This window comes from Pseudomonas fluorescens, assembly GCF_902497785.1.
Lineage (GTDB): Bacteria > Pseudomonadota > Gammaproteobacteria > Pseudomonadales > Pseudomonadaceae > Aquipseudomonas > Aquipseudomonas fluorescens_BO.
This window is the reverse complement of record NZ_CABVHK010000011.1, coordinates 140,443-162,726: the sequence shown is the minus strand read 5'-3', so window position 1 is coordinate 162,726 and position 22,284 is coordinate 140,443. Positions and strand designations below refer to the sequence as shown.

Sequence of the window (22,284 nt, the reverse complement as noted above, 5' to 3'; positions counted from 1 at the left end):
TCAACAAAATAAGTATTTACCGGATATCCGAGTGGCTGATAGTTTGATCTACATCAACTGTCCTACGAACTAGAGCCATTCATGTTGACTTCAAATCTGCCCGAACCGGTCTGGTCTGACATAGTAAAGCTCGGACGTCCATTTCTAAAAATGCACGGATTGAAGAACCATTTTATTATTGTCGATGGACGTGAATGCTCCTTTGCTCCATCACCTGACGTTATTGCCGAAATCTGCAGCGTAGAAGCAGGTGTTGGCGCGGATCAATTGCTTGTAATCGAGCCTGCCACCTCAAACGGCGCAGCCCTCGGTGCGTATGCTCGCATGCGAATCTATAACGTAGACGGAGGCGAAGCTCCAACTTGCGGAAATGCCACCCGTTGTGTTGCTGACCTTCTTTTAAAGGAAAGTGGAACAAGCCAGGTCGTGATCGAAACAGGCGGTGGCAATCTGCGATGTTGGCGGAACGAAGCGTCTGGCCAGATCAGTGTTGCCATGGGAACAGTCAATTCGGATTGGCATGCCATTCCATTGGCGCAAGCCACTGACACGCTGAATGTCAGAATGAATCACGGACCGCTCCAACTAGCCGTTGCATTGAACATCGGCAACCCGCATCTGGTTTTCTTTGTTGATGACTTACGCAGTATTGATATACCGGTGCATGCCGCCCAAGCTCAACAGGATCCGCTCCTGCCAGAGTCCGCCAATATCGGGGTCGCTCAGATCCTTGGCGAAACAGCCATTCGCCTGACCGTCTGGGAGCGCCCGGGCATTCTCACCAAGGCGTGCGGTAGCGGAGCATGCTGCGCTGTGGCAGCGGCCAGAGCGAAGGGGCTTATTCAGTCCAATATTGTAACTGTGCACATGCCGGGGGGAGCCCTGACAATCGAGCAAGACGATAAAGGCCAGCTCACTTTGACCGGCCCTACTGTTGTTGCGTTTGCTGGAAATTTGCTGGAAACACACGAGGCTTACAATGGCTGATGAAATGCTGTCGTCATGTATTATAAAAATAGAGTCAGTATCAAAAGTCTTCAGCGGCATCAATGGTCGCCAGGAAGTGTTTGCGCTAAAAAATGTAGATAACCATATCAATCGGGGTGAAGTGGTCGTCATCATCGGGCCAAGTGGCTCGGGCAAAAGCACGTTGCTGCGCTCTCTCAATGGATTAAATACCATTAGCTCCGGGCAGATCTGGATTGATGGCGTGAGCTTGACTGACCGTAAAACGGACATCAACAAATTGCGCGCAGAAGTCGGCATGGTGTTCCAGAACTTCAACCTGTTTTCGCACAAAACAGCGCTACAAAACATAGTTATCCCACAAACAATAGTCCTCAAGCGATCTAAAGAAGAAGCAGAGCATATTGCTCGCACGCTGCTGGATAAAGTTGGCCTGCCCGACCGTGCCAATAACTATCCACACCAGTTATCCGGAGGTCAGCAGCAGCGAATTGCAATCGCCCGGGCGCTGGCGATGAACCCGAAAGTCATGTTATTCGACGAAGCTACATCGGCCCTGGATCCTGAAACGGTGGGAGAAGTACTGCAACTGATGAAGGAACTCGCCGCAGAAGGGATGACTATGGTCGTGGTCACTCACGAGATGGGCTTTGCTCGCGATGTCGCTGATCGGGTGATTTTCATGGAGGCCGGACAGATTGTAGACGAGGCTCCCGCTGATAAATTTTTCGCTGCTCCCAGCGAGAGGGTTGCAAGTTTCCTGGGGCGAGTGTCCGCAGTACCTTGCGTTTAGACCGCCGCGACAAAAACAAGACGCCGGTAATGGCGCACAGATAAGAACGATATGTAACCCAGTAAAACTGCCGATAAATCACAATTAATGAAAGGCATATTGCGATGAAATTATTGAAAAGCCTCGTGGCAAATGTTCTTGTCGCTTCTACATTAGCGACCGTGCCGATGTTGGCACATGCCGACGCCATGGACGACATCAACAAAAATGGAACACTCACGATTGCCGTGCAAACCCAAGGCCCTCCTGTAAGCTTTATTGATAAAAATGGCGAGCGCGCCGGTTTAGCGATTGATATTGCCCGCATGTTTGCCGAAGACATGGGCGTCAAACTCGTCATTCAGGACTATGACTGGAAAGGCCTCATTCCCGCACTGACTTCCGGCAAGGCTGATATTATCGCCGCCGACATGACACCGACCGCCAAACGCAATATGCAGGTGCTTTTCACCAATCCTGTCTTCTACTTGGAGACAGTGGCATTCGCCAGCAAAGACAAGCATTTCAAATCATGGTCAGTTCTTAACGATCCTGCCATTACCGTGGGTGCTACCCAAGCCTCCAGCTACGCAGATGCGACCAAAAAACTCCTTCCCCAAGCTCAACTGAAAGAATTCGGTGGTGGCAACGCACAGACTGTTCAGGCGGTTGTTTCCGGCCGTGCGGATGCTGGAATTTCTGACCGCGCGCAAATTGCGACCTTTATCAATTCCTCGCCTGGCCTGGAAGTACTCGACGGATCGATGACTAAAGAGCCATTGAGCTTCGCTACCCGTCCAGATTCTGTCCACTTGCTGTTGGCGCTCAATAACTATATTCGCCTGATCGAAATTGACGGTCGGTTGAAAGAGCGTACCGATTACTGGTGGAACTCCACCGCGTGGGAAGCTGACCACAAGTAAGTGATAAAGCGCGGCAATCTGGGGGCCGTCAGTTTACCGGACGGACGAACGCACCCTGTTGCCGCGCACAATAAGAGTTTGCCTTTGTGGATGAGGTTATGTCGCAATGAGTTTTGCACTGGATAGTTTCAATTTTGGCATCGTGTACAAGTACCGAGATGTATTTTTAAACGGAGTGCTGACAACGATTGAAATAGCATCAGTCTGCTTATTGCTGTCGGTGTTTTTTGGCATATTTGTGGCACTCATGCGCATGTCAAAACGCGGTTTTCTTTGGCGTCCGGCGGCGGCGTACATCCAATTTATCCGCGCCACGCCGCTGTTGATGCAGATCTACCTGGTTTATTACGGACTTCCAGCCCTGTTTTCGTTCGGCAAAAACATTAACGAACTCCAGACCGGGCTTATCGCACTGACCATACACACGACACCCTACATGGCAGAAATTATCCGAGCCGGCATCGAATCGATCCCGCGCGGCCAATTCGAGGGCGCGATGTCCGTCGGCATGAGTCCATTTCAACGGATGCGCCACGTTGTGCTGCCGCAGGCACTGGCGAATGTCGCCCCCCCGCTGATAGGACAGGCTGCCATCCTCATCAAGGATACGTCCCTGCTGAGCATCATCGCGGTCACCGAGTTGATGAGCGCTGGCTTGTACATGTTTTCAGACTCAGTAGTGGCGACCGAAAGTTACCTGACCACCGCCGCATGCTACCTATTCATCTATGTTCTGGTGCTGCTGCTGTCTAACTTGGTCCGGCGCAAATGCGGCGCCGATTGGCAAACTCGGTAGGGGATCAAATAATCATGGAATGGATCATGACGAAAGCGACAGTGCTTCAGGCGCTGTTGCCATTCATGCTCAAAGGCCTGTGGATGACCGTTCAAGTATCCCTCATCGCCATTGCACTGGGCGTAATGTTGGGGCTTGTGTTAGGGATCATCCGCTCACAGAGCAGGTTTTTTCTCAAAAATATCATCGGTCTGTACCTGCACCTGTTCAGGGGCACCCCATACCTGGTGCAAATCTACATCATCTATTTTGTACTGCCTGCAACCGGGCTCGAGTTATTCAAGTTCAATGCCTTCACCGCCGCCATCGTGTCGTTGACGCTCTACACGTCGAGTTACGTGACTGAAATCGTGTCCTCAGCGATTCTGACTGTGCCCAATGGCCAAGTGGAAGCGGCGCGCTCAGTCGGTATGAGCAAATTTCAGGCTCTGTTTCACGTCGTACTGCCGCAAGCCATCCCGCTGACCCTACCGCCGCTGGGAAGCGTGTATGTAAACATCATCAAAAGCACCGCTATCTTGTCCATCATCGGCATCACCGAACTTACGCGCCAAGGCGAAGTTTTAATTGTCCGCATGCCGGAAAACCTGATGTTTATTTACACGGTGATCGCCCTGCTCTATTTCGTTTACTGCTACCCACTTCTCTACCTTTCGAAGTTGGCGGAAAAGCGCTTTGGCGCTCTCGAACATAGATAAGGCGAGTCGTCCGGTAGGCGGCAGCATCATTTTTCGTCCGGATCAAAAATCATGATCCGAGACAAACAATTTTTCTTGAGTTGGGCTTATGAAAAACGTACCCGTAAAACGCCTTCAACAACTGGCCGAAAAATTCGGCACTCCCTTATGGGTTTATGATGCTCAGACCATTCGTGATCGAATCAATGATTTGCGCCAGTTCGACACTATTCGGTTTGCACAAAAGGCCTGTTCCAACATTAACATCCTGAAGCTCATGCGTGAGCAAGGCGTCCAGGTAGATGCGGTTTCCCGTGGAGAGATCCTTAGAGCACTTGCCGCGGGCTATTCGTGTCAGGGTAACGAAGAAGCGATCGTTTTCACCGCTGACCTTATCGATGAAGCGACCTTGGCCACCGTGGTGGAGCATTCCATTCCAGTTAACGCCGGTTCGATCGATATGCTGGAGCAACTGGGCGCAATCGCACACGGACACAAAGTCTGGCTGAGGATCAACCCGGGCTTCGGACATGGCCACAGCAAGAAGACCAACACGGGCGGCGAGCACAGCAAGCATGGCATCTGGCACACAGACCTTCGTGCGGCACTATCGGTTGTCAGCAAGCACAACCTGCAACTAATCGGGTTGCACATGCACATAGGGTCTGGAGTGGACTACAAACACTTGGCGACCGTCAGCGAGGCCATGCTTGATCTCGTGCAGCAAGTCAAAGACGCGAACATGACCCTCTCCGCGTTGTCAGCGGGCGGCGGATTGTCGGTTCCATACGCCGCGGATGAACCAGAGCTTGATACCCACCATTACTTCAGCCTGTGGGACGCTGCGCGCCAGACAGCCGAGCAAATTCTTGGAAAGAAACTGCGCCTGGAGATCGAGCCTGGACGGTATTTGGTGGCTCAATCGGGTTGCCTGTTGAGTGAGGTACGCGCAACCAAGCCCGTCGGCAGCAAATACTTTGTCCTCGTCGATGCAGGCTTCAACGAGCTCATGCGCCCCTCCATGTACGGCAGTTACCACGGTATCGAGTTGTTGGAGGCAGACGCATCCGAGCGCCCTCTGCAAGCCAGCGTAGTGGCCGGGCCCCTGTGTGAAGCAGGTGACGTATTCACGCAAGCGGAGGGTGGAACGGTACTTTCCCGGCTGATCCCGGAATGCAAAGTAGGCGATCTGATCGCCATTCGCGACACAGGCGCGTATGGTGCGTCGATGTCTTCAAACTACAACACTCGCCCGCTGATCGCAGAGGTGCTGATTGAAGGATCCAATGATGTATTGATACGCCGCCGCCAGAGAGTGGAAGAGCTCCTGGCACTGGAAGACGTTTCAGAAGTAGACGTCAGTGAACAACAAAGCACCCCTTCGTTAAGACCACACCACCGATAGTGACGTTGGTGTCTAGTAGTAGCGATGCCTCCTGGGCGAGTCGGGAAAAGTTAAGGTTTTGCCGCAATGTCAGTATTCGATGGAATGTATCGTGCCTTTGCAGGTAACGAACGTGCATGGAGTTTTTAGAGCGCTTTTATGATCAACTTGCGACATATCGAAGTTTTCCGAGCCATTATGACGACCGGGAGCGTCACCAGCGCCGCCCAACTACTGCATACCAGCCAACCCACCATCAGCCGAGAGCTGGCGCGCTTGGAATACCTCGTAGATTTCGAGCTGTTCGAGCGCGCGCGTGGACGCCTTCAGGCAACAGCGCGGGCAGTGATTTTGTTCCAGGAGGTAGAGCGTGCGTTCATTGGCTTAGATCGTATCGTATCGTTCGCGGAGAGCCTGAGTCGCTTCTCTCAGGGCGCATTTTCAGTGGCCTGCATTCCCGCCTTTTCTCATGCGCTGCTCCCTCAAGTATGCAAAAACCTGATCGCCAATCATCCCGGAGTGAGTGTCGAAATAGCGACGCTGGAGTCGCCGTGGCTGGAGGAACAACTGACGCTTCAGCGCCACGATGTTGGCCTCACAGAACATGATGAAGCCCCACCCGGGACTGAGTTACAACTGCTGATGAGTGTGGACGAAGTTTGCATTCTGCCCGATGGCCATCCTTTGCTTGTGCAGAGCATCCTGTCGCTGGAGGATGTCAGGGATCAAACGTTCGTCAGTTTCAGCAAGGGGGACCGCTATCGAAGAGTGCTCGATGTTCTGTTCAAGGAAGCTGGAATCGATCGATTCATCCAGGTCGAAACTCACAGCGCCGTTTCAGTGTGTTCGATGGTAAAAGCGGGGTTGGGTATTGCGATCCTCAACCCACTGACCGCGATCATGTTCCAGGGCCAAGGCGTCAATATTCGTCCTCTTGCCTTTTCCCTGCCTTTTCAAATTAGCCTGGTCAGACCGCTTTACCGGTCCTCAACTCCCTTCCAACAGAATTTCGCCGATTCGTTGCACCAGGAAATATCCCTGCTGGCCGAACAATTATCTGCTTTGGGAGTGGGCGTCACCGTGGAAAGTCTGGACGACATACCAACAATGCTCTCTTTGTAGATTTGTAAACGGTCAGTCATGGTGCACTGCAGGCTACCCATTGGAACATATCGATATTGAATACCCCCCATCTAAATAAGTATTTACCGTCCCTCCGCGCGACTGATAGTTTTATCTGTATCAACTAATTGGTGAATCCAGCCACTTTGGTATTGGGTGGTTTTAGGGCCCTGAATTTATTCAGGCAATTATTTGATAATCCCCAAAAAAACTAACTTTACTCAATCTCTCCTCAGTAAAGGATCATTGACATTGAACCCTCTCTTCAAGCGCTGCACATTTTTGCTACTGCTTTGTTCAAACTTGGCGCTGGCACAAATTCCCGAGACGAGTGGACAACTGATCGTGGTGACCACCCCCGACTGGAACGCCATTCAAGGCACGGCACAACGCTATGAACGCCATGGACAAGATTTCCAGAAAGTCGGTGATGCCTTTCCCATTGTGGTGGGCAAGACCGGTCTGGCCTGGGGCCGCGGCATTCTCCCGATCGACTCCAATGAGCAGCCCGTCAAACATGAAGGCGACGGCAAGGCGCCCGCCGGCCTGTTCACGTTCGGCACCGCGTTTGGGTATGAACCTACCGCCAATACCCTGATGCCCTACACCGTCAGCACCGATACCCGCGAGTGCGTGGATGATAGCCAATCCAGCCACTACAACACCCTGGTCGATAGCGCGGCCGTGAGCAAAGACTGGAACAGCTCTGAGCAAATGCACCGCAAAGACGAAGTGTATCGCCAGGGCATTGTCGTCGAACACAACACGCCAGCTGCAGCCAAGGGTGGCTCGTGTATTTTCATGCATATTTGGCGCTCGAACACCACCCCGACCGATGGCTGCACCGCCATGGAACCGCAAAATATCAAGCAGTTGCTCGGGTGGCTGGACCCTCAGAAAAACCCGCTGCTGGTACAAATGCCAGTGGCGCAATATGAGCTCTACAAGGAGCGATGGAAACTTCCGGAGCGTTGAAAATGGCGTTGCAGGACTCCTCACGAGCGGAGTGAATCAAAACTCCCTCGCTGCACTCGCCCGCCGTCGCCCCTGGGCTTTGGCCCAGGATCGACGCCGGTCAGTCACGCTTTGATGTCTTTGGCGAGCATCGATTTTGGAATGAGCAGGATCAGCACACAGCTCACGAGCAGGCAACCACCCAGCACATAGGTGCCGTTGTTCATGTCGCCCGTCAGTGTCTCTGCAGTGGCCGTAATCATCGAACCGGTGAACCCGGAGAGGTTGCCGATCGCGTTGATCATGCCGATGCCTGCCGCTGCTGCCACGCCGGATAAGACCGTGCCCGGCAATGTCCAGAAAATCGGCATCAGGCTCAGCAAGCCTGAGGCGGATATGCTGAGGAAGAAAATAGACACCGGCAGGTTATGGGCAAAGATGGCGCTGCAAATCAGCCCGACCCCACCGATGAACGCTGGAATAGCCGCATGCAGTCGGCGCTCGCCGGTTTTGTTGGAGTGCCAGGCATTGAGTGTCATGGCGACGATGGCGGTAGCGTAGGGAATCGCCGTGAGCAAACCAATGTGCAGGGTATTGGAAACACCTGTGGCCTTGATGATCGTCGGCATCCAGAACGCCAGGCCGTAAAAACCCGTGTTGAATGTCAGCAGGATCAGCACCAACAACCACACGCGGCCGTTGAAAATCACATCCCGAAGGCTGGAGGCCTTCGCCGTGTTATCCCGCTCCAGGTTGTTTTTCAGCATGTTTTTTTCTGCCGTGGTCAGCCACTTGGCGTTGTCGATTTTATCGACCAGCAACGTCACCACGACAACGGCCATGATCAATGACGGGATGCCTTCGATGATCAGCATCCACTGCCAGCCGGCCATACCGTGGACACCCTGCATCGCCCTCATCAACCACCCGGAAAGAATCCCGCCCAACGTCAGGCTGATCGGCATGGCCATCAGGAAACCCGCCATGACCCGGCTTTGGCGATGCGTCGGAAACCAGTAGTTGAGGTAGAGAATCACCCCAGGAAAGAAGCCGGCTTCGCAGATCCCCAGCAGGAAGCGCAGCACGTAGAACATGGTTTCCGATTCGATGTGAAAGAACTTGGCCAGCGGCACGGTAAAGGCTACCGCCATGGAGACAATGCTCCAGCTGATCATGATGCGGGCGATCCAGAGGCGTGCGCCGAAGCGATGGAGGAACAGATTGCTGGGGACTTCGAAGAGGAAATAACCCCAGAAGAAAATGCTCGCGCCCAGGGCGTAGACGGTGTTGCTGAATTGCAGATCGTTGAGCATGTCCAGCTTGGCAAAACCGATATTGACCCGATCCAGGTACGCCGCCATGTAGCAGAACAGCAGGATCGGCAGGATACGCAGGATGACTTTGCGGTAGGTACGATCCTCGGAGGTAAGCTCCGCCGAGCCCTCTCCTTCGAGAGGACGCTGAGTGACTGATTCCATGTGTTGACCTCAAGGCATGTTGTCATGCCGATTGTTTTTGTTTTGGCTTGCGACCTTGAGTTCCTTGGGCTGACCTAAGCCAATCCACAGGGAAAAGGGGCTCTGCAAGTTAGCCTGTTACCGGTAACATTTTTAATTTAGCAATTAAATTCGAGGCAAAGCAAGCGTGCCCGGTTAAAAAAATTCAGGTGCTTTCGCGCGCCAGGATTTTGAATTCGACGACATCGGACGCCTTCGGACGAGGCAGTCCAAGACGCTGGGCAGCGGCACTGGCAACGAGCAACTCACCTGCGCGCCGACCAATGCCATAGGGATCGACCGATACCGTGGTGATCGTCGGCGTGCAGTACCGTGAGACTTCGAAATCGCCAAAACCGGCAATCGCAATGTCCCCGGGCACTCGTCGCCCTTGCCGATGGCATTCCATGATGGCGCCGAACGCCGACAAGTCACTGACGCACATCACGGCCTCTGTGTCCGGCCACTTTTCCAGCAGACGTTTCACGGACTCGCCACCATGGCTCATGGTGATCGGCGACTCGCCATACTCCATCACCCTGGGCTCACCTGCCCCCAATGCCGCGACAGCCTGAAGGTAGCCTTGCTGACGTTGCTGCCCTCGGTGGTCGAGAACCGATGCACCACCGATGTAGCCAATTCGCCGATAACCTTGCTGATGCAGATGTTCATACAGTGCGGCAGCGGCGGCCACGTTACTAAATCCAACCGATTGCTCGATAGGATCGTCTGGAATGTCCCAGGTCTCGACAACAGGCACTTGCGCCTGGCGTAACAACTTGCGGGTTTCATCCAGATGCGCGCTGCCCGTCAGCATCACTCCGACCGGGCGATGGCGCAGCAGCGTGCGTACCAGCAAGGCCTCCTGCTCCAGGTGATAATCGGTGTCACCCAACAGCAGGCACAAGCCATGTTCGCTAACGGCATCATTCAGGCCGCGCACGGTGTCGGCAAAGTTCGAACTCGCCAATGACGGCACCAGCGCCACGATAAATTCCGAACGTCCGGTGGCCAGGGTTCCTGCAGAGGCATCAGGCAGATAGCCGAGCGTTTCGATGGCCTCGTGGACCAGCTTTTGCGTGCGCTCTGACACGTCGCGACCGGCCAGGACCCGTGAAACCGTCATCTTCGAAACGCCCGCCAGTTTGGCGACGTCGGCCATTCGCGGCGGCGTGGTGGTTTTGCCTGAATCCTCGTGACTCATGAACGTCCTGTTTTCCTGAAAATGATCGGGCGGACCCTGGAAATCAAAGCCGCCAACACAGATGGCCGCTGATTATACATGGCCGTTGGCAGGCCGACCTCTGCTCCTTGCAGAGGTGGCAGGCGCCCGTTCAAACATCGAGATTGGGTCTTTACAAATAAAATGTTACCGGTAACATCAAGCCATTCGAACGCCGACGGCAGGTGATCAATCGCCTATTTGTCGCCTCCTGAGGTGGTTCACTTTCCGCTGATACGGCTCCAACAAGAGATAAAAACCATGCCTGAAAACACTCCTCTGCCCCTGCGCAGTCAACAATGGTTTGACGATCCCAGTCATGCTGACATGACCGCGCTCTACGTCGAACGCTTCATGAATTACGGTATGACGCGCGAGGAGTTGCAATCGGGCCGTCCCATCATCGGCATCGCTCAAACCGGTAGCGATCTCGCGCCGTGCAACCGTCATCACCTCGAACTCGCGCAACGCACCAAAGCAGGTATTCGCGATGCCGGCGGCATTCCGATGGAGTTCCCGGTGCACCCGATGGCCGAACAAACCCGGCGTCCCACTGCCGCCCTGGATCGCAATCTGGCGTACTTGGGCCTGGTCGAGATTCTTCATGGGTACCCGCTGGATGGCGTGGTGCTGACCACTGGCTGCGACAAGACCACTCCTGCCTGTCTCATGGCGGCCGCGACGGTTGATATCCCGGCGATCGTCTTGTCCGGCGGTCCGATGCTTGATGGGCACCACAAAGGCAAATTGATCGGCTCCGGCACGGTGCTGTGGCATGCGCGCAACCTGCTCGCCAGCGGCGAGATCGATTATGAAGGTTTCATGGAGATGACCACGGCGGCCTCTCCTTCGATTGGTCACTGCAACACCATGGGCACCGCGTTGTCGATGAACGCGCTGGCCGAAGCGCTGGGCATGTCGCTGCCCGGCTGTGCGAGTATTCCGGCAGCCTATCGTGAACGCGGCCAGATGGCTTATGCCACGGGCAAGCGCATCGTCGACATGGTCCGTCAGGATATTCGTCCTTCCCAAATCATGACCCGCGAAGCCTTTGAGAACGCCATTGCCGTGGCGTCGGCCTTGGGCGCGTCGACCAATTGCCCGCCGCACCTCATCGCTATCGCGCGGCACACCGGCATCGATCTCAGCCTGGAAGACTGGCAACGGATTGGCGAAGACGTGCCCCTGCTAGTCAATTGCATGCCCGCCGGGAAATACCTTGGCGAGGGTTTCCACCGCGCGGGCGGCGTCCCGGCGGTCATGCACGAACTGCAGAAAGCCGGGCGACTGCATGAAGGCTGCGACACGGTCTCAGGCAAGACCGTTGGCGAGATCGTCAGCAATACGGCCGCCAGCGATACCGATGTGATCCACGCGTACGAAGATCCCTTGATTCAACGGGCCGGGTTCATCGTGCTGAGCGGTAATTTCTTCGACAGCGCCATCATGAAGATGTCGGTGGTGGGCGACGCATTCCGCAAAACCTACCTGTCCGAGCCGGGCGCGGAAAACAGTTTCGAAGCCAGAGCCATTGTTTTCGATGGCCCCGAGGACTATCAGGCGCGCATCAACGACCCTGCTCTGGACATCGACGAGCGTTGCATTCTGGTCATTCGGGGCTGCGGCACCGTGGGTTATCCGGGCAGCGCCGAAGTGGTCAACATGGCCCCACCCGCAGCACTGATCAAACGAGGCATCGACTCCCTGCCCTGCCTGGGTGATGGACGCCAGAGCGGGACTTCGGCCAGTCCGTCAATTCTCAACATGTCCCCTGAAGCCGCGGTGGGCGGCGGCATCGGTTTGCTGGAAACCAATGATCGCCTTCGCGTCGACCTCAACGCTCGCCGAGTCGATCTCCTGGTGGATGAGAGCGAAATGGCACGTCGCCAGGCGGCGTTCAAACCGTCCTTTCCAGCCTCGCAAACGCCATGGCAGGAACTCTATCGGCAGCAGGTCGGCCAACTCTCGACCGGTGGTTGCCTGGAGCCCGCAACCTTGCACCTGCGGGTCATCGCACGCAGCGGCGATCCACGTCATTCCCACTGATTCGCCACTTCTGCCGAGGTTTTTTTCATGCCGCAAACAAACGTTGCAACGACATTGTCGGATTTGAACATTCCAGCCCAGGACCTCGCACAAGGCACCTGGATCAGTCGTGTGTGGATTCCTGGCGTCACGGCAGGGCCTGCCGTCGTCCTGCTTAAAAACCGCCAGGTCTATGACATCAGCGATCGGGTGGCGACCGTTTCGGCCCTGCTTGAACTTGATGACCCCGTTGCTTACCTGCGCAGCCTGTCATTGGATCAGGCGTTAATCAGCGTTGACGACTTGCTGCGCAATAGCGATGCCTCTTTGCGCGACGAAACACAGCCGTGGCTGCTGGCTCCGATCGACCTGCAAGCGGTAAAAGCTGCCGGGGTGACCTTCGCCACCAGTATGCTGGAGCGGGTGGTCGAAGAGCAGGCCAAGGGCGACCCGGCGAAGGCCGATAGCATTCGCGCAATCCTGGTGGAAAGCATCGGGACTGACCTCGCAGACATCGTGCCGGGCTCTTCCCAGGCTGCCGCGCTCAAGGAAGTGCTGATCAGCCAGGGCATGTGGTCGCAGTATCTGGAAGTCGGCATCGGCCCGGACGCCGAGATATTCACCAAAGCTCAGCCGTTGTCAGCGGTGGGTTACGGATCGGACATTGGTATCCATCCGAAGTCCAGCTGGAACAATCCAGAGCCGGAAGTGGTATTGGCCGTTTCCAGTCGTGGCAAGGTACAGGGCGCAACGCTGGGCAATGACGTCAACCTGCGCGATTTCGAAGGGCGCAGTGCGTTGTTGCTTTCCAAAGCCAAAGACAACAATGCGTCGACCGCGCTTGGGCCGTTTATCCGGCTGTTCGATGAAACCTTCAGCATCGAGGACGTGCGCTCGGCAGAAGTCGCACTGCGTGTCGTCGGCGAGGATGGTTTCATCATGGATGGCAGCAGCTCCATGAACCAGATCAGCCGCGACCCGCTGGATCTGGTCGCTCAAACACTCAACGAGAACCATCAATACCCGGACGGCTTTGTGCTGTTCCTCGGCACGCTGTTTGCCCCCAAGCAAGACCGCGATCTACCCGGTGGGGGCTTTACCCATAAAGAGGGTGATCGGGTCGCCATCAGCAGCGCCAGGTTCGGCACGTTGGTCAACCGCGTGACGACAAGCGATCGCGCTCCGGCCTGGCAGATGGGTTATCGCGCCCTGCTCGATAACTTGCACGGTCGCGGGTTGGTTTCTGCCGCGATCAAGCCACGCTAGCCAAAACGAGAATGCCTATGAACGCCAGCAACGGACACAACTTTATAAATGGCGCCCGCAGCGCCAAAGGTCATTCGCGCCTGCAAAGTTTCGACGCCACCACCGGGCAGGAACTGCCGGGGTTCTTTACTGAAGCCACGCCAGAGGAAGTGGATGCTGCCGCCCATGCGGCGGCAGCGGCCTACCCGCTATACCGCACCCTGCCGGCCATTCGACGCGCAGCGTTTCTCGACGCCATCGCCGATGAGCTCGACGCCCTGGGTGACGAATTCATTGCGACGGTCTGCCGCGAAACGGCGCTGCCAGTCGCACGCATTCAAGGTGAACGCGCCCGTACCAGTGGTCAGATGAGACTGTTTGCCAAGGTGCTGCGACGTGGGGATTTCTTCGGTGCACGTATCGATCGTGCCTTGCCTGACCGTCAACCCCTGCCCCGTCCCGATCTGCGCCAATACCACATCGGTATCGGCCCGGTCGCCGTATTCGGCGCCAGCAATTTCCCCCTGGCCTTCTCGACGGCGGGCGGTGATACCGCCGCTGCGCTCGCGGCGGGTTGCCCGGTGGTATTCAAGGCACACCCGGGGCACATGGCTACGGCGCAATGGGTCGCTCTGGCAATCATTCGCGCCGCCGAACAGACCGCAATGCCTGCCGGTGTCTTCAACATGATTTACGGCGGGACGGTCGGTGCCTGGCTGGTGCAACACCCGGCGATCAAGGCCGTAGGCTTCACCGGATCGCTCAAGGGTGGCCGGGCGCTGTGTGACATGGCAGCGGCGAGGCCAGAACCTATCCCGGTGTTTGCCGAGATGTCGAGTGTCAATCCGGTGCTGGTGCTGCCAGAGGCCCTCAAAACCCGCGGTGCAAAAATTGCGGCCGAGGTCAGCGCCTCTGTGGTGCAAGGGGCAGGACAGTTCTGCACAAAACCTGGAATGGTGATCGGAATACGCTCTCCCGAGTTCGATGCGTTTCTCGGTGACCTGACCCGGCAGATCAACGCTCAGCCTGCCTATACCCTGCTCAACGCCGGCGGGCTGTGCAATTACTCCGATGGCCTGACGCGTCTGCATCATCATCCGCAGATCCACCATCGAGCGGGGAATCCTCAAGCCGGTAGCCAGGCTCACCCACAACTGTTCGAAGCGGATGCCGAATTGCTGATCAACCGTGACGAACTGCTGCAGCACGAGGTGTTTGGCCCGACTGTCGTCGTTGTTGCGGTCAATGACCGGCAACAGCTGCAGCAAGCGCTGCAAGGTTTGCAGGGACAACTGACCGCGACCTTGATTGCCGAACCTGTGGATCTGGAGGCCTTTGCCGAGTTGATTCCTTTGTTGGAACTGAAGGCGGGTCGCCTTTTGCTCAATGGCTACCCGACCGGTGTCGAAGTCTGCGATGCGATGGTTCATGGCGGCCCCTACCCCGCCACCTCAGATGCCCGAGGCTCTTCCGTGGGAACGCTGTCGATCAACCGTTTCCTGCGGCCGATCTGCTTCCAGAACTACCCGGACAGCTTGCTCCCGGACGCATTAAAAAACGCCAATCCGCTCGGCATTCTGCGTTTGGTAGACGGCGTCGGCACAAAAGAGAGTTTGGGTGAGTGAGGTCTAACGCGACGGCCCCTGTCCGGAGTCATCAAATTCGAATTAAGGGTCGCTGCTACTTCCAGTCATCATCCCCAACCATTAGCCTCTTCAATGAAATGCAGCACGGCGCTGGAACGCTCATCAATGCGCGAAATCAGTGAGAGTTCGCTAACCACTTCCTCTTGAGCCAGCGGGATAATTCGTACGCCGGGCATGGTCAGTCGGGTCATCGTTTCCGGCACGATGCTTAAACCGATGCCCGCCGCGACCAATCCCGGAATGCTCATCAGCGAAGGCACGTACATGATGTTCTCGGGGTGCAGCTGATTTTTCCTGCACGCCTGAAGCGTGTGCGAGGTTAAACCGATGCCCGCCGTGTCGTGCAGGAAAACGAACTTCTCATGCCGCAGCATCGCAAGCTCTCCGGTAAAACTCTCCACCAGTTCATGATTGTCTGGCATCAGCAGGACGAGGTTGGACTGACTGAAATGATGTGTGCGCAAGCGGTCCGGCAGGTGATCCTTGAAAACCCGGGCAAATGCCAGATCCAGCGTGTGATCGAGCAGCATGTCGAACTGCGCGCGAATACCCGCGTCCACCAGCGACACTTTGACTTCAGGAAACGTACTGAAGTAGTGCCGAAGCAATTGCGGCAGATTGGCCTCGAACAGCGCCGAGTGATAGCCAATGTTGATTTCGCCGACTTCTCCCCGCCTCGCACGTCGTGCCGCTGCACTCGCCAATTCGCTGGACTCGATGGATTGCCGGGCATGCGGCAGAAACGCCATGCCGGCCGCGGTCAAAGCAACGCCGCGGTGCTCACGCCTGAACAGCGCCAAACCCAATTCTGACTCGAGGGTGCGCATCAGTTGGCTCAATGCCGGTTGCGCGATACCCAATTGTTCGGCGGCCTTGCTGAAATGTTGCAGGTCAGCAGCGATGACGAAAGCCTTGAGGTGACGCAATTCCATGTCAGTTACTCATAAGGTTGTCTTATGTATTTGTGCAGATTTCGATAATTATTCTGCAAGCAGGATGGGTTAACGTCTACTCACTTCCACGCTTCCAGGCAAGCACTTTGCCCGAACGGAAACGCGTGAGTACCTCATAACCATAAAAACAATGACGAGCACCTCTATGAGCACGACAAGTAACGAGACTCATGATTTGCGCATGCCTCGCAAAGCAGTAACGGCCGCCACCATTGGCACTGCCCTCGAATGGTTCGACTTCACGCTGTATGGCGCTGTATCGGCGACCATTCTGCCCAAGCTTTTTTTTCCAGCCATGGAGCCGACGGCCGGCCTGCTCGCCTCGCTGGCGACGTTCGGTGTCGGCCTGGCCGCGCGCCCGTTGGGCGCCATTACCTGCGGCTACCTCGGTGACAAACTCGGCCGGCGTAACCTGATGCTGGCCACAGTGACCATGATGGGGCTGGCTTCGGTACTTATGGGCTTGCTACCTACTTACGGCCAGATCGGCGTCTGGGCCCCGATCCTGTTGGTATTGCTACGGATCATTCAAGGATTCGCGCTGGGCGGTGAGTCCACCGGGGCGCAACTGATGGCATTGGAGCACGCGACGCCCGACCGTCGGGGGCGCTACTCGGGGCTCTTGGGCATATGCTCGCCGCTCAGTCAGATATTGGCCAACGCGGTGTTGATGGGTCTGGCAGCGACGCTCTCAAGCGAGCAATTCGAAAGCTTCGGCTGGCGAATTCCCTTCCTCATGAGTTTCGTACTGGTGGTCGTTGCGATTTTCATCCGCTTGAAAGTCGATGAAACACCAGCCTTCGTCGCCTTGAAAAAGTCCCCGGTCAAAAAGGAAAAGAGCCCGCTTAAATCCGCTGTGGGCAGCCACTACAAAACCATCCTGCGCCTGATGTTTTTTTTCTGCTCGCCCGCTGCGCTGTTCTACTTGATTGTGATTTTCTCCCTCAGCTACCTGACCAAACACCTGGGCTTTAGCCAGTCGACAGGCTTCATGTCGCTGATGGTGGCTAACATATGCGCGATTTTCGGTGCGCTGGCCGGTGGTTATCTATCCGATCGCTGGGGTCGTAAAAAGGCGCTGGCATTTGGTTCGTGCATGACCTTGCTGATCCTGTTCGTCTACTTCCCGATCCTCAACACGCTGAACGTTCCCGCCATCATGGCAATCATGGGCTTGTTCCTGGGCTTCACCCAGTTCCAGAGCGGCATCCAGCCGGTGGCCTTCGCCGAAGCCTTCCCGACCCAGGTGCGTTACTCGGGTTCGGCACTGGCCTACACCGGCGCCAACTTGGTGATCGGCGGCCCTATGCCAATGATCGCGGTCTATTTGATGAGCCAGTCGAACAACTCGCCATGGCCTCTGGTGACTCTATGCGCCGTGATCAACCTGATCTCGCTGGCCATGATAGTCATCGGCCCGGAAACTCGCGGAGTCGACCTCAACGCCGTCGCCAAAGACGACGCGGTCGACCTGCGCTCTACAGCCATTCTCTCCAAATAAAGCAACAGGACGATCATGAACCGCACTGTCTTCATCCTCAATGGCCCGAACCTCAACCTGCTCGGCCGTCGTGAACCGCACATCTACGGCCACACCACCCTCGAACAGATTCGCCAAAGCAGCGTGGCGCTGGCCGAGGAACTGGGCCTGACTTGCGATTTTCGCCAGACCAATCACGAAGGTGTGATGGTCGACTGGATTCAGGAAGCCTATGAGCAAGGCGCCGCCGTGATCATCAACCCGGCAGGCTTCTCGTTTCATTCGATCCCGGTGCTGGACGCGTTGAAGCTGATCGACGCGCCGTTGATTGAACTGCATTTGTCGAACATCCATGCGCGAGACGAACTTCATCGGCATTCGATCATGTCCGGTGTCGTTGATGCGGTGCTCTGCGGCATGGGTGCCGACGGTTATCCCCTCGCCGTCAGGGCAATTGACGACCTGTTGCGTCGCAAACGTTCCGACATCTAAACCGCTTTCCACTGATACGGCAGCCCCACGGCAGTTTATTGCCAGGGCTGCCTGCGCCTGAAATTCAGGTGCAGACCTCATAAGTGCACTGAAAAAAACAATAAATCACTGCGAGAAAACCCTATGCACCTCACGACCTTCCACTGCAACATACCCGCACGCCGCTCACTGATCAGCCTGGCGCTGGCGCTCTGTGCCGGACAGATAGCGGTTGTTCAGGCCGATGAAAACAGCGGCTTTTTCGAGGGTTCGACCGCCACGTTGACTCTGCGCAACGCCTACTTCAACCGCAACTTCGTCAATCCCGCCTACCCCACCAGCGCTGCTCCGCAGAACAAGGCTGAAGAGTGGACGCAAAGCTTTATCCTCGATGCGCGTTCCGGCTTTACCCCTGGGCCGGTAGGGTTCGGTGTGGACGTGCTGGGGCTTTATTCGCAGAAGCTCGACGGCGGCAAAGGCACCGGCGGCACTCAGCTGTTGCCTGTCCATGATGATGGGCGCCCCGCCGACAACTTCGGACGGCTTGGCGTCGCGGCCAAAGCCAAGGTCTCGAAAACGGTAGTGAAAGTGGGCGAGTGGGTCAGCACCTTGCCGATCCTGCGTTCGGATGATGGTCGTTCATTGCCGCAGACTTTCCGAGGCGCGCAGGTCACTTCCCAGGAAATAAACGGGCTGACGTTATACGGCGGACAGATCAGACAGAACAGCCCGCGTAACGACGCCAGCATGGAAGACATGACCATGAACGGCAAAACCGCTTTCACCTCCGACCGGTTCAACTTCGGCGGCGGTGAATATGCCTTCAACGACAAACGCACAACCGTGGGGCTTTGGTACGACGAACTCAAAGACATCTACCAGCAAAAGTACTTCAGCCTGAGTCACAGCCAACCGGTGGGCGACTGGACACTGGGCGCCAATATGGGCTTTTTTACCGGCAAGGAAGACGGCGCCAGCCTCGCCGGCGACATGGACAACAAAACCGCGTTCGGCCTGTTCTCCGCCAGACTGGGCGGCAACACCTTCTATGTCGGGTTGCAGAAACTGACCGGCGATACCGCCTGGATGCGGGTCAACGGTGCCAGTGGCGGCACCCTGGCGAACGACAGTTACAACTCCAGTTTCGATAACGCCCAAGAGCGCTCGTGGCAAGTTCGCCATGACTTCAATTTCGTCGCCGTCGGTGTTCCCGGTCTGACGCTGATGAACCGCTATATCAGCGGTGACAACGTGCACTCAGGGGCCTACACCGATGGCAAGGAATGGGGACGCGAGTCGGAACTGGCCTATGTAGTGCAGTCTGGAGCCTTGAAAAACCTGAGCGTCAAATGGCGTAATTCGAGCATCCGCAGAAACTTCAACACCAACGAGTTCGACGAAAACCGGCTTTTCATCAGCTACCCACTATCGCTGTTGTGATGCCATCCGATTGAATGTGCTGCGTCTCAGCTGAACTCATGCAGTTGCAAAGCAGCACCGAATCCAGATTACGCATATGGCCATAGTTCTGCCGGCCGATCGTCCCTTCCGTGCGGGGTCGATCGGAGCCCCAATGCTTCCTGCACAGTGCCGCACCATCGCAGCCCGGGCAGCGTCGGGATCTTGCCGCTTGATAGCGCGTATCAGGCGAGGGCATGGGTACATATCCTCGTCACGATCAATCGAGGAGAGATGTACAGGTGCCGGTTTTCGGAAAAATTTGCCGGAACGAAAAAAGGACCCGAAAGTCCTGTTTTCAATCGCTCACAGAATCTGGATCGATCGGATTGATTTTCGACAGGCAGCAATCGGCCAGGAGCGGTCACTCGCAGTCCCCTGGGGTAATGTGTCGAATTGAACCATTCAAGCTTCGCCCCCCTTCACTTGAGGATCTCTAATGACAACCCAATCCGCTATTGTCGAGGTGGTTCAAGAAACCGATTCCGTACTGCTCAGATCTTTGAATGACCTTCTCCCACAGCTTTCTAAAAACGCTCAAGCAATGACTATGGAAGATTTGAAGCAAATCGTAGATTCAGAGTGCTCCGACCTGTTGGTGGTGAAAGCAGCAGGTGGCGCAAGCATCTTGGGGGCACTAACCCTAATTCATTTTCGTATTCCGACAGGTATTCGTGCCTGGATCGAAGACGTCGTAGTAGATGCCAGTGCCCGAGGTCAAGGGGTTGGCAAAGCACTCATTCAAGCGGCAATAGAAAAAAGCCGTGTCTACCCGACCGTTCCCGTCAATGGAGTACAAGCTGGCCGAGGAAGGCGACCGATTGCGCCCCGTCGTCAGCGTGATGCGCGAGTCTGGTTTGTAGCTCAAGGGGAGCGGGAAGCCCTGATGGCGATTGAGCAGGACAGCTACGCTTCATCGCTGCCGGGCTCCTTTGCAAATTTGCCCCTATCAGTGGATCCTTTACTAGGAATGATATATACCGGCCGATAATCGAACGCTTTATTAACAGCGTTAAATATTTGAAATATAACGAGTTATTAGAAAAAATAGAAAACTCAACAATAAAATAACAATTAACCCACTTTTCAATGGATCCATAAATTGATTGACTGGCACTGCACGGTGTCAGGTACAGCGCCTGCCCGCTCATAAAAATAACAAGGGTGTCGGGATGAATGAGTTCTCAATCGGGTTCGAGCTTCGGCTTGCACCCAGCTTCGTATGCCTTTCTAGCTTTGCCGTTACGCAGCCTCATTTCGAGGGGCAGCCATGAGTGTCGATCTGAAGAGCGTGGTAGATGAACTTGCCATGGCGCGCTTCCAATGGCTGGCCGTGGGTATCTGCATTGTCCTGAACATGATCGATGGCTTCGACGTGCTGGTGATGGCCTTCACGGCCTCCTCGGTGTCTGCCGAATGGGGCTTGAACGGCGCGCAGATCGGGTTGCTGTTGAGTGCCGGATTGTTTGGCATGGCGGCAGGCTCTCTGTTCATTGCGCCGTGGGCGGATCGTTATGGACGTCGGCCATTGATCCTGTTTTGCCTGCTGCTCTCGGGGGCTGGCATGCTGTTGTCGGCCCTGAGCCAGACGCCACTGCAACTGGCGCTGCTGCGTGGCTTCACCGGCCTGGGGATCGGCGGAATCCTGGCCAGCAGCAACGTGATTGCCAGTGAATATGCCAACAAGCGCTGGCGCGGGCTGGCGGTGAGCCTGCAGTCCACCGGTTATGCCTTGGGTGCCACCCTGGGCGGGCTATTGTCGGTGTGGCTGCTGACGCACTTTGGCTGGCGTTCGGTGTTCCTGTTCGGTGGCGCCGTGACCCTGGCGGTGATTCCCCTGGTGCTGCTGTACCTGCCGGAATCGCTGGACTTCCTGATCGCCCGTCGCCCCGCAAATGCCTTGGCACGCATCAATCGCCTGGCCGCACGTCTTGGCCAGCCCGCATTGCGCGAACTGCCCGTGACCATCTCCGCGCCGACTTCAGGCCGTGGCCGCCTGGCGCAGTTGCTCTCGCCGGATTCGCGACGCACCACCCTGCTGATCTGGCTGCTGTTCTTCCTGGTGATGTTCGGCTTCTACTTCGTGATGAGCTGGACGCCGAAGCTGCTGGTCTCGGCTGGGCTATCGGCACAGCAAGGCATCAGCGGCGGCGTGCTACTGAGCGTAGGCGGCATCTTCGGCGCCGCGCTGATTGGCGGCTTGGCCTCGCGCTGGCGGCTGACCCGGGTGCTGTCGCTGTTCATGCTGATTACCGCGGGCTTGCTGGTGCTGTTCGTCGGCTCCGCTTCATCGGTATCCATGGCACTCGGCCTGGGTCTGCTGATCGGCCTGTTCGCCAACGGATGCGTGGCCGGCCTGTACGCACTGTCGCCGATTGTCTACGACGCTTCAGTGCGTACCACGGGGGTCGGTTGGGGCATCGGTATCGGGCGCATCGGCGCGATCCTGTCGCCCACCGTTGCCGGTCTGTTGCTCGACAGCGGTTGGCAGCCACTGCACCTGTATGGGGTGTTTGCCGTGGTCTTCGTGATTGCCGCCGCCGTGTTGCTGCAACTGCGGCCCAAGGCCCAAACACAACCAGGTGCCGAGCCTATCCAGGCCTGAGCCATGCAGACCTGAGCCGCGCAAAACAGTAGCGAGGGCCCGCCCTCGCTACTGACAACATCCTCCAGGAAAACAACAATAATGACTTA

At 56.3% G+C, this 22,284-nt stretch carries 19 protein-coding genes; 16 read left to right on the top strand and 3 right to left on the bottom strand.

Translation table 11 applies throughout. From position 1 onward, the window contains the following. Positions 1 to 81 precede the first annotated feature (81 nt). The 8 genes from dapF to F8N62_RS17880 all read left to right on the top strand — a co-directional run bounded on the left by dapF (position 82) and on the right by F8N62_RS17880 (position 7,615). Entirely contained in the window at positions 82 to 987 is a 906-nt protein-coding gene (dapF, locus tag F8N62_RS17915) for a diaminopimelate epimerase (protein WP_150711917.1), read from the top strand. A 19-nt stretch (positions 988 to 1,006) separates the two neighbouring features. Then, positions 1,007 to 1,759 carry an amino acid ABC transporter ATP-binding protein gene (locus F8N62_RS17910; protein ID WP_150711995.1) on the top strand — a complete coding sequence of 251 codons (753 nt, stop codon included), beginning with the start codon at positions 1,007 to 1,009 and terminating at the stop codon, positions 1,757 to 1,759. 104 nt (positions 1,760 to 1,863) lie between these two features. Continuing rightward, positions 1,864 to 2,661: a transporter substrate-binding domain-containing protein gene (locus F8N62_RS17905; protein WP_150711916.1), complete on the top strand. Its 798-nt coding sequence runs from the start codon at positions 1,864 to 1,866 to the stop codon at positions 2,659 to 2,661. Positions 2,662 to 2,767: 106 nt separating this feature from the next. Next, entirely contained in the window at positions 2,768 to 3,457 is a 690-nt protein-coding gene (locus tag F8N62_RS17900; protein ID WP_150711915.1) for an amino acid ABC transporter permease, read from the top strand. A gap of 14 nt (positions 3,458 to 3,471) precedes the next feature. Beyond that, positions 3,472 to 4,155: an amino acid ABC transporter permease gene (locus tag F8N62_RS17895; protein WP_224791380.1), complete on the top strand. Its 684-nt coding sequence runs from the start codon at positions 3,472 to 3,474 to the stop codon at positions 4,153 to 4,155. An 88-nt stretch (positions 4,156 to 4,243) separates the two neighbouring features. Next, complete coding sequence (gene lysA / locus F8N62_RS17890) at positions 4,244 to 5,539, top strand: diaminopimelate decarboxylase (protein ID WP_150711914.1); 1,296 nt, start codon at positions 4,244 to 4,246, stop codon at positions 5,537 to 5,539. A 138-nt stretch (positions 5,540 to 5,677) separates the two neighbouring features. Beyond that, the gene (locus tag F8N62_RS17885; protein ID WP_150711913.1) at positions 5,678 to 6,640 is read left to right on the top strand and encodes a LysR family transcriptional regulator; all 963 of its coding nucleotides are present in this window, start codon (positions 5,678 to 5,680) and stop codon (positions 6,638 to 6,640) included. 252 nt (positions 6,641 to 6,892) lie between these two features. Further along, positions 6,893 to 7,615 (top strand): L,D-transpeptidase family protein, encoded by a 723-nt coding sequence (locus tag F8N62_RS17880; protein ID WP_150711912.1) that lies wholly within the window; start codon positions 6,893 to 6,895, stop codon positions 7,613 to 7,615. Between the two features lie 104 nt (positions 7,616 to 7,719). On the opposite strand, the gene F8N62_RS17875 is transcribed toward F8N62_RS17880, so the two are convergent. Further along, positions 7,720 to 9,072: an MFS transporter gene (locus F8N62_RS17875; protein ID WP_150711911.1), complete on the bottom strand. Its 1,353-nt coding sequence runs from the start codon at positions 9,070 to 9,072 to the stop codon at positions 7,720 to 7,722. 184 nt (positions 9,073 to 9,256) lie between these two features. Then, positions 9,257 to 10,294: a LacI family DNA-binding transcriptional regulator gene (locus F8N62_RS17870; RefSeq protein WP_150711910.1), complete on the bottom strand. Its 1,038-nt coding sequence runs from the start codon at positions 10,292 to 10,294 to the stop codon at positions 9,257 to 9,259. Between the two features lie 279 nt (positions 10,295 to 10,573). Here F8N62_RS17870 and F8N62_RS17865 point away from each other — a divergent pair, with 279 nt between their 5' ends. From F8N62_RS17865 to F8N62_RS17855, 3 genes are read left to right on the top strand one after another with little or no spacing between them, the layout of a single operon-like run. Next, positions 10,574 to 12,358 (top strand): IlvD/Edd family dehydratase, encoded by a 1,785-nt coding sequence (locus F8N62_RS17865; protein ID WP_150711909.1) that lies wholly within the window; start codon positions 10,574 to 10,576, stop codon positions 12,356 to 12,358. Between the two features lie 27 nt (positions 12,359 to 12,385). Continuing rightward, positions 12,386 to 13,603 (top strand): fumarylacetoacetate hydrolase family protein, encoded by a 1,218-nt coding sequence (locus tag F8N62_RS17860; protein ID WP_150711908.1) that lies wholly within the window; start codon positions 12,386 to 12,388, stop codon positions 13,601 to 13,603. Between the two features lie 17 nt (positions 13,604 to 13,620). Beyond that, positions 13,621 to 15,207, top strand: a complete 1,587-nt coding sequence (locus F8N62_RS17855; protein ID WP_150711907.1) for an aldehyde dehydrogenase (NADP(+)) — start codon at positions 13,621 to 13,623, stop codon at positions 15,205 to 15,207. A 68-nt stretch (positions 15,208 to 15,275) separates the two neighbouring features. Here F8N62_RS17855 and F8N62_RS17850 read toward each other — a convergent pair whose 3' ends face one another. Next, the gene (locus tag F8N62_RS17850; protein WP_150711906.1) at positions 15,276 to 16,160 is read right to left on the bottom strand and encodes a LysR family transcriptional regulator; all 885 of its coding nucleotides are present in this window, start codon (positions 16,158 to 16,160) and stop codon (positions 15,276 to 15,278) included. Positions 16,161 to 16,326: 166 nt separating this feature from the next. On the opposite strand from F8N62_RS17850, the gene F8N62_RS17845 reads away from it, so the two are divergent. From F8N62_RS17845 to F8N62_RS17825, 5 genes are all read left to right on the top strand, one after another. Next, positions 16,327 to 17,682: an MFS transporter gene (locus tag F8N62_RS17845; RefSeq protein WP_150711905.1), complete on the top strand. Its 1,356-nt coding sequence runs from the start codon at positions 16,327 to 16,329 to the stop codon at positions 17,680 to 17,682. A gap of 15 nt (positions 17,683 to 17,697) precedes the next feature. Further along, entirely contained in the window at positions 17,698 to 18,153 is a 456-nt protein-coding gene (locus F8N62_RS17840; RefSeq protein WP_150711904.1) for a type II 3-dehydroquinate dehydratase, read from the top strand. A gap of 123 nt (positions 18,154 to 18,276) precedes the next feature. Continuing rightward, positions 18,277 to 19,572 carry an OprD family porin gene (locus F8N62_RS17835; protein WP_150711903.1) on the top strand — a complete coding sequence of 432 codons (1,296 nt, stop codon included), beginning with the start codon at positions 18,277 to 18,279 and terminating at the stop codon, positions 19,570 to 19,572. 457 nt (positions 19,573 to 20,029) lie between these two features. Next, the gene (locus F8N62_RS17830) at positions 20,030 to 20,581 is read left to right on the top strand and encodes a GNAT family N-acetyltransferase (RefSeq protein ID WP_150711902.1); all 552 of its coding nucleotides are present in this window, start codon (positions 20,030 to 20,032) and stop codon (positions 20,579 to 20,581) included. A 279-nt stretch (positions 20,582 to 20,860) separates the two neighbouring features. After that, positions 20,861 to 22,195, top strand: coding sequence for an MFS transporter (locus tag F8N62_RS17825; RefSeq protein ID WP_150711901.1), 1,335 nt, complete (start codon positions 20,861 to 20,863; stop codon positions 22,193 to 22,195). Positions 22,196 to 22,284: the final 89 nt, after the last annotated feature.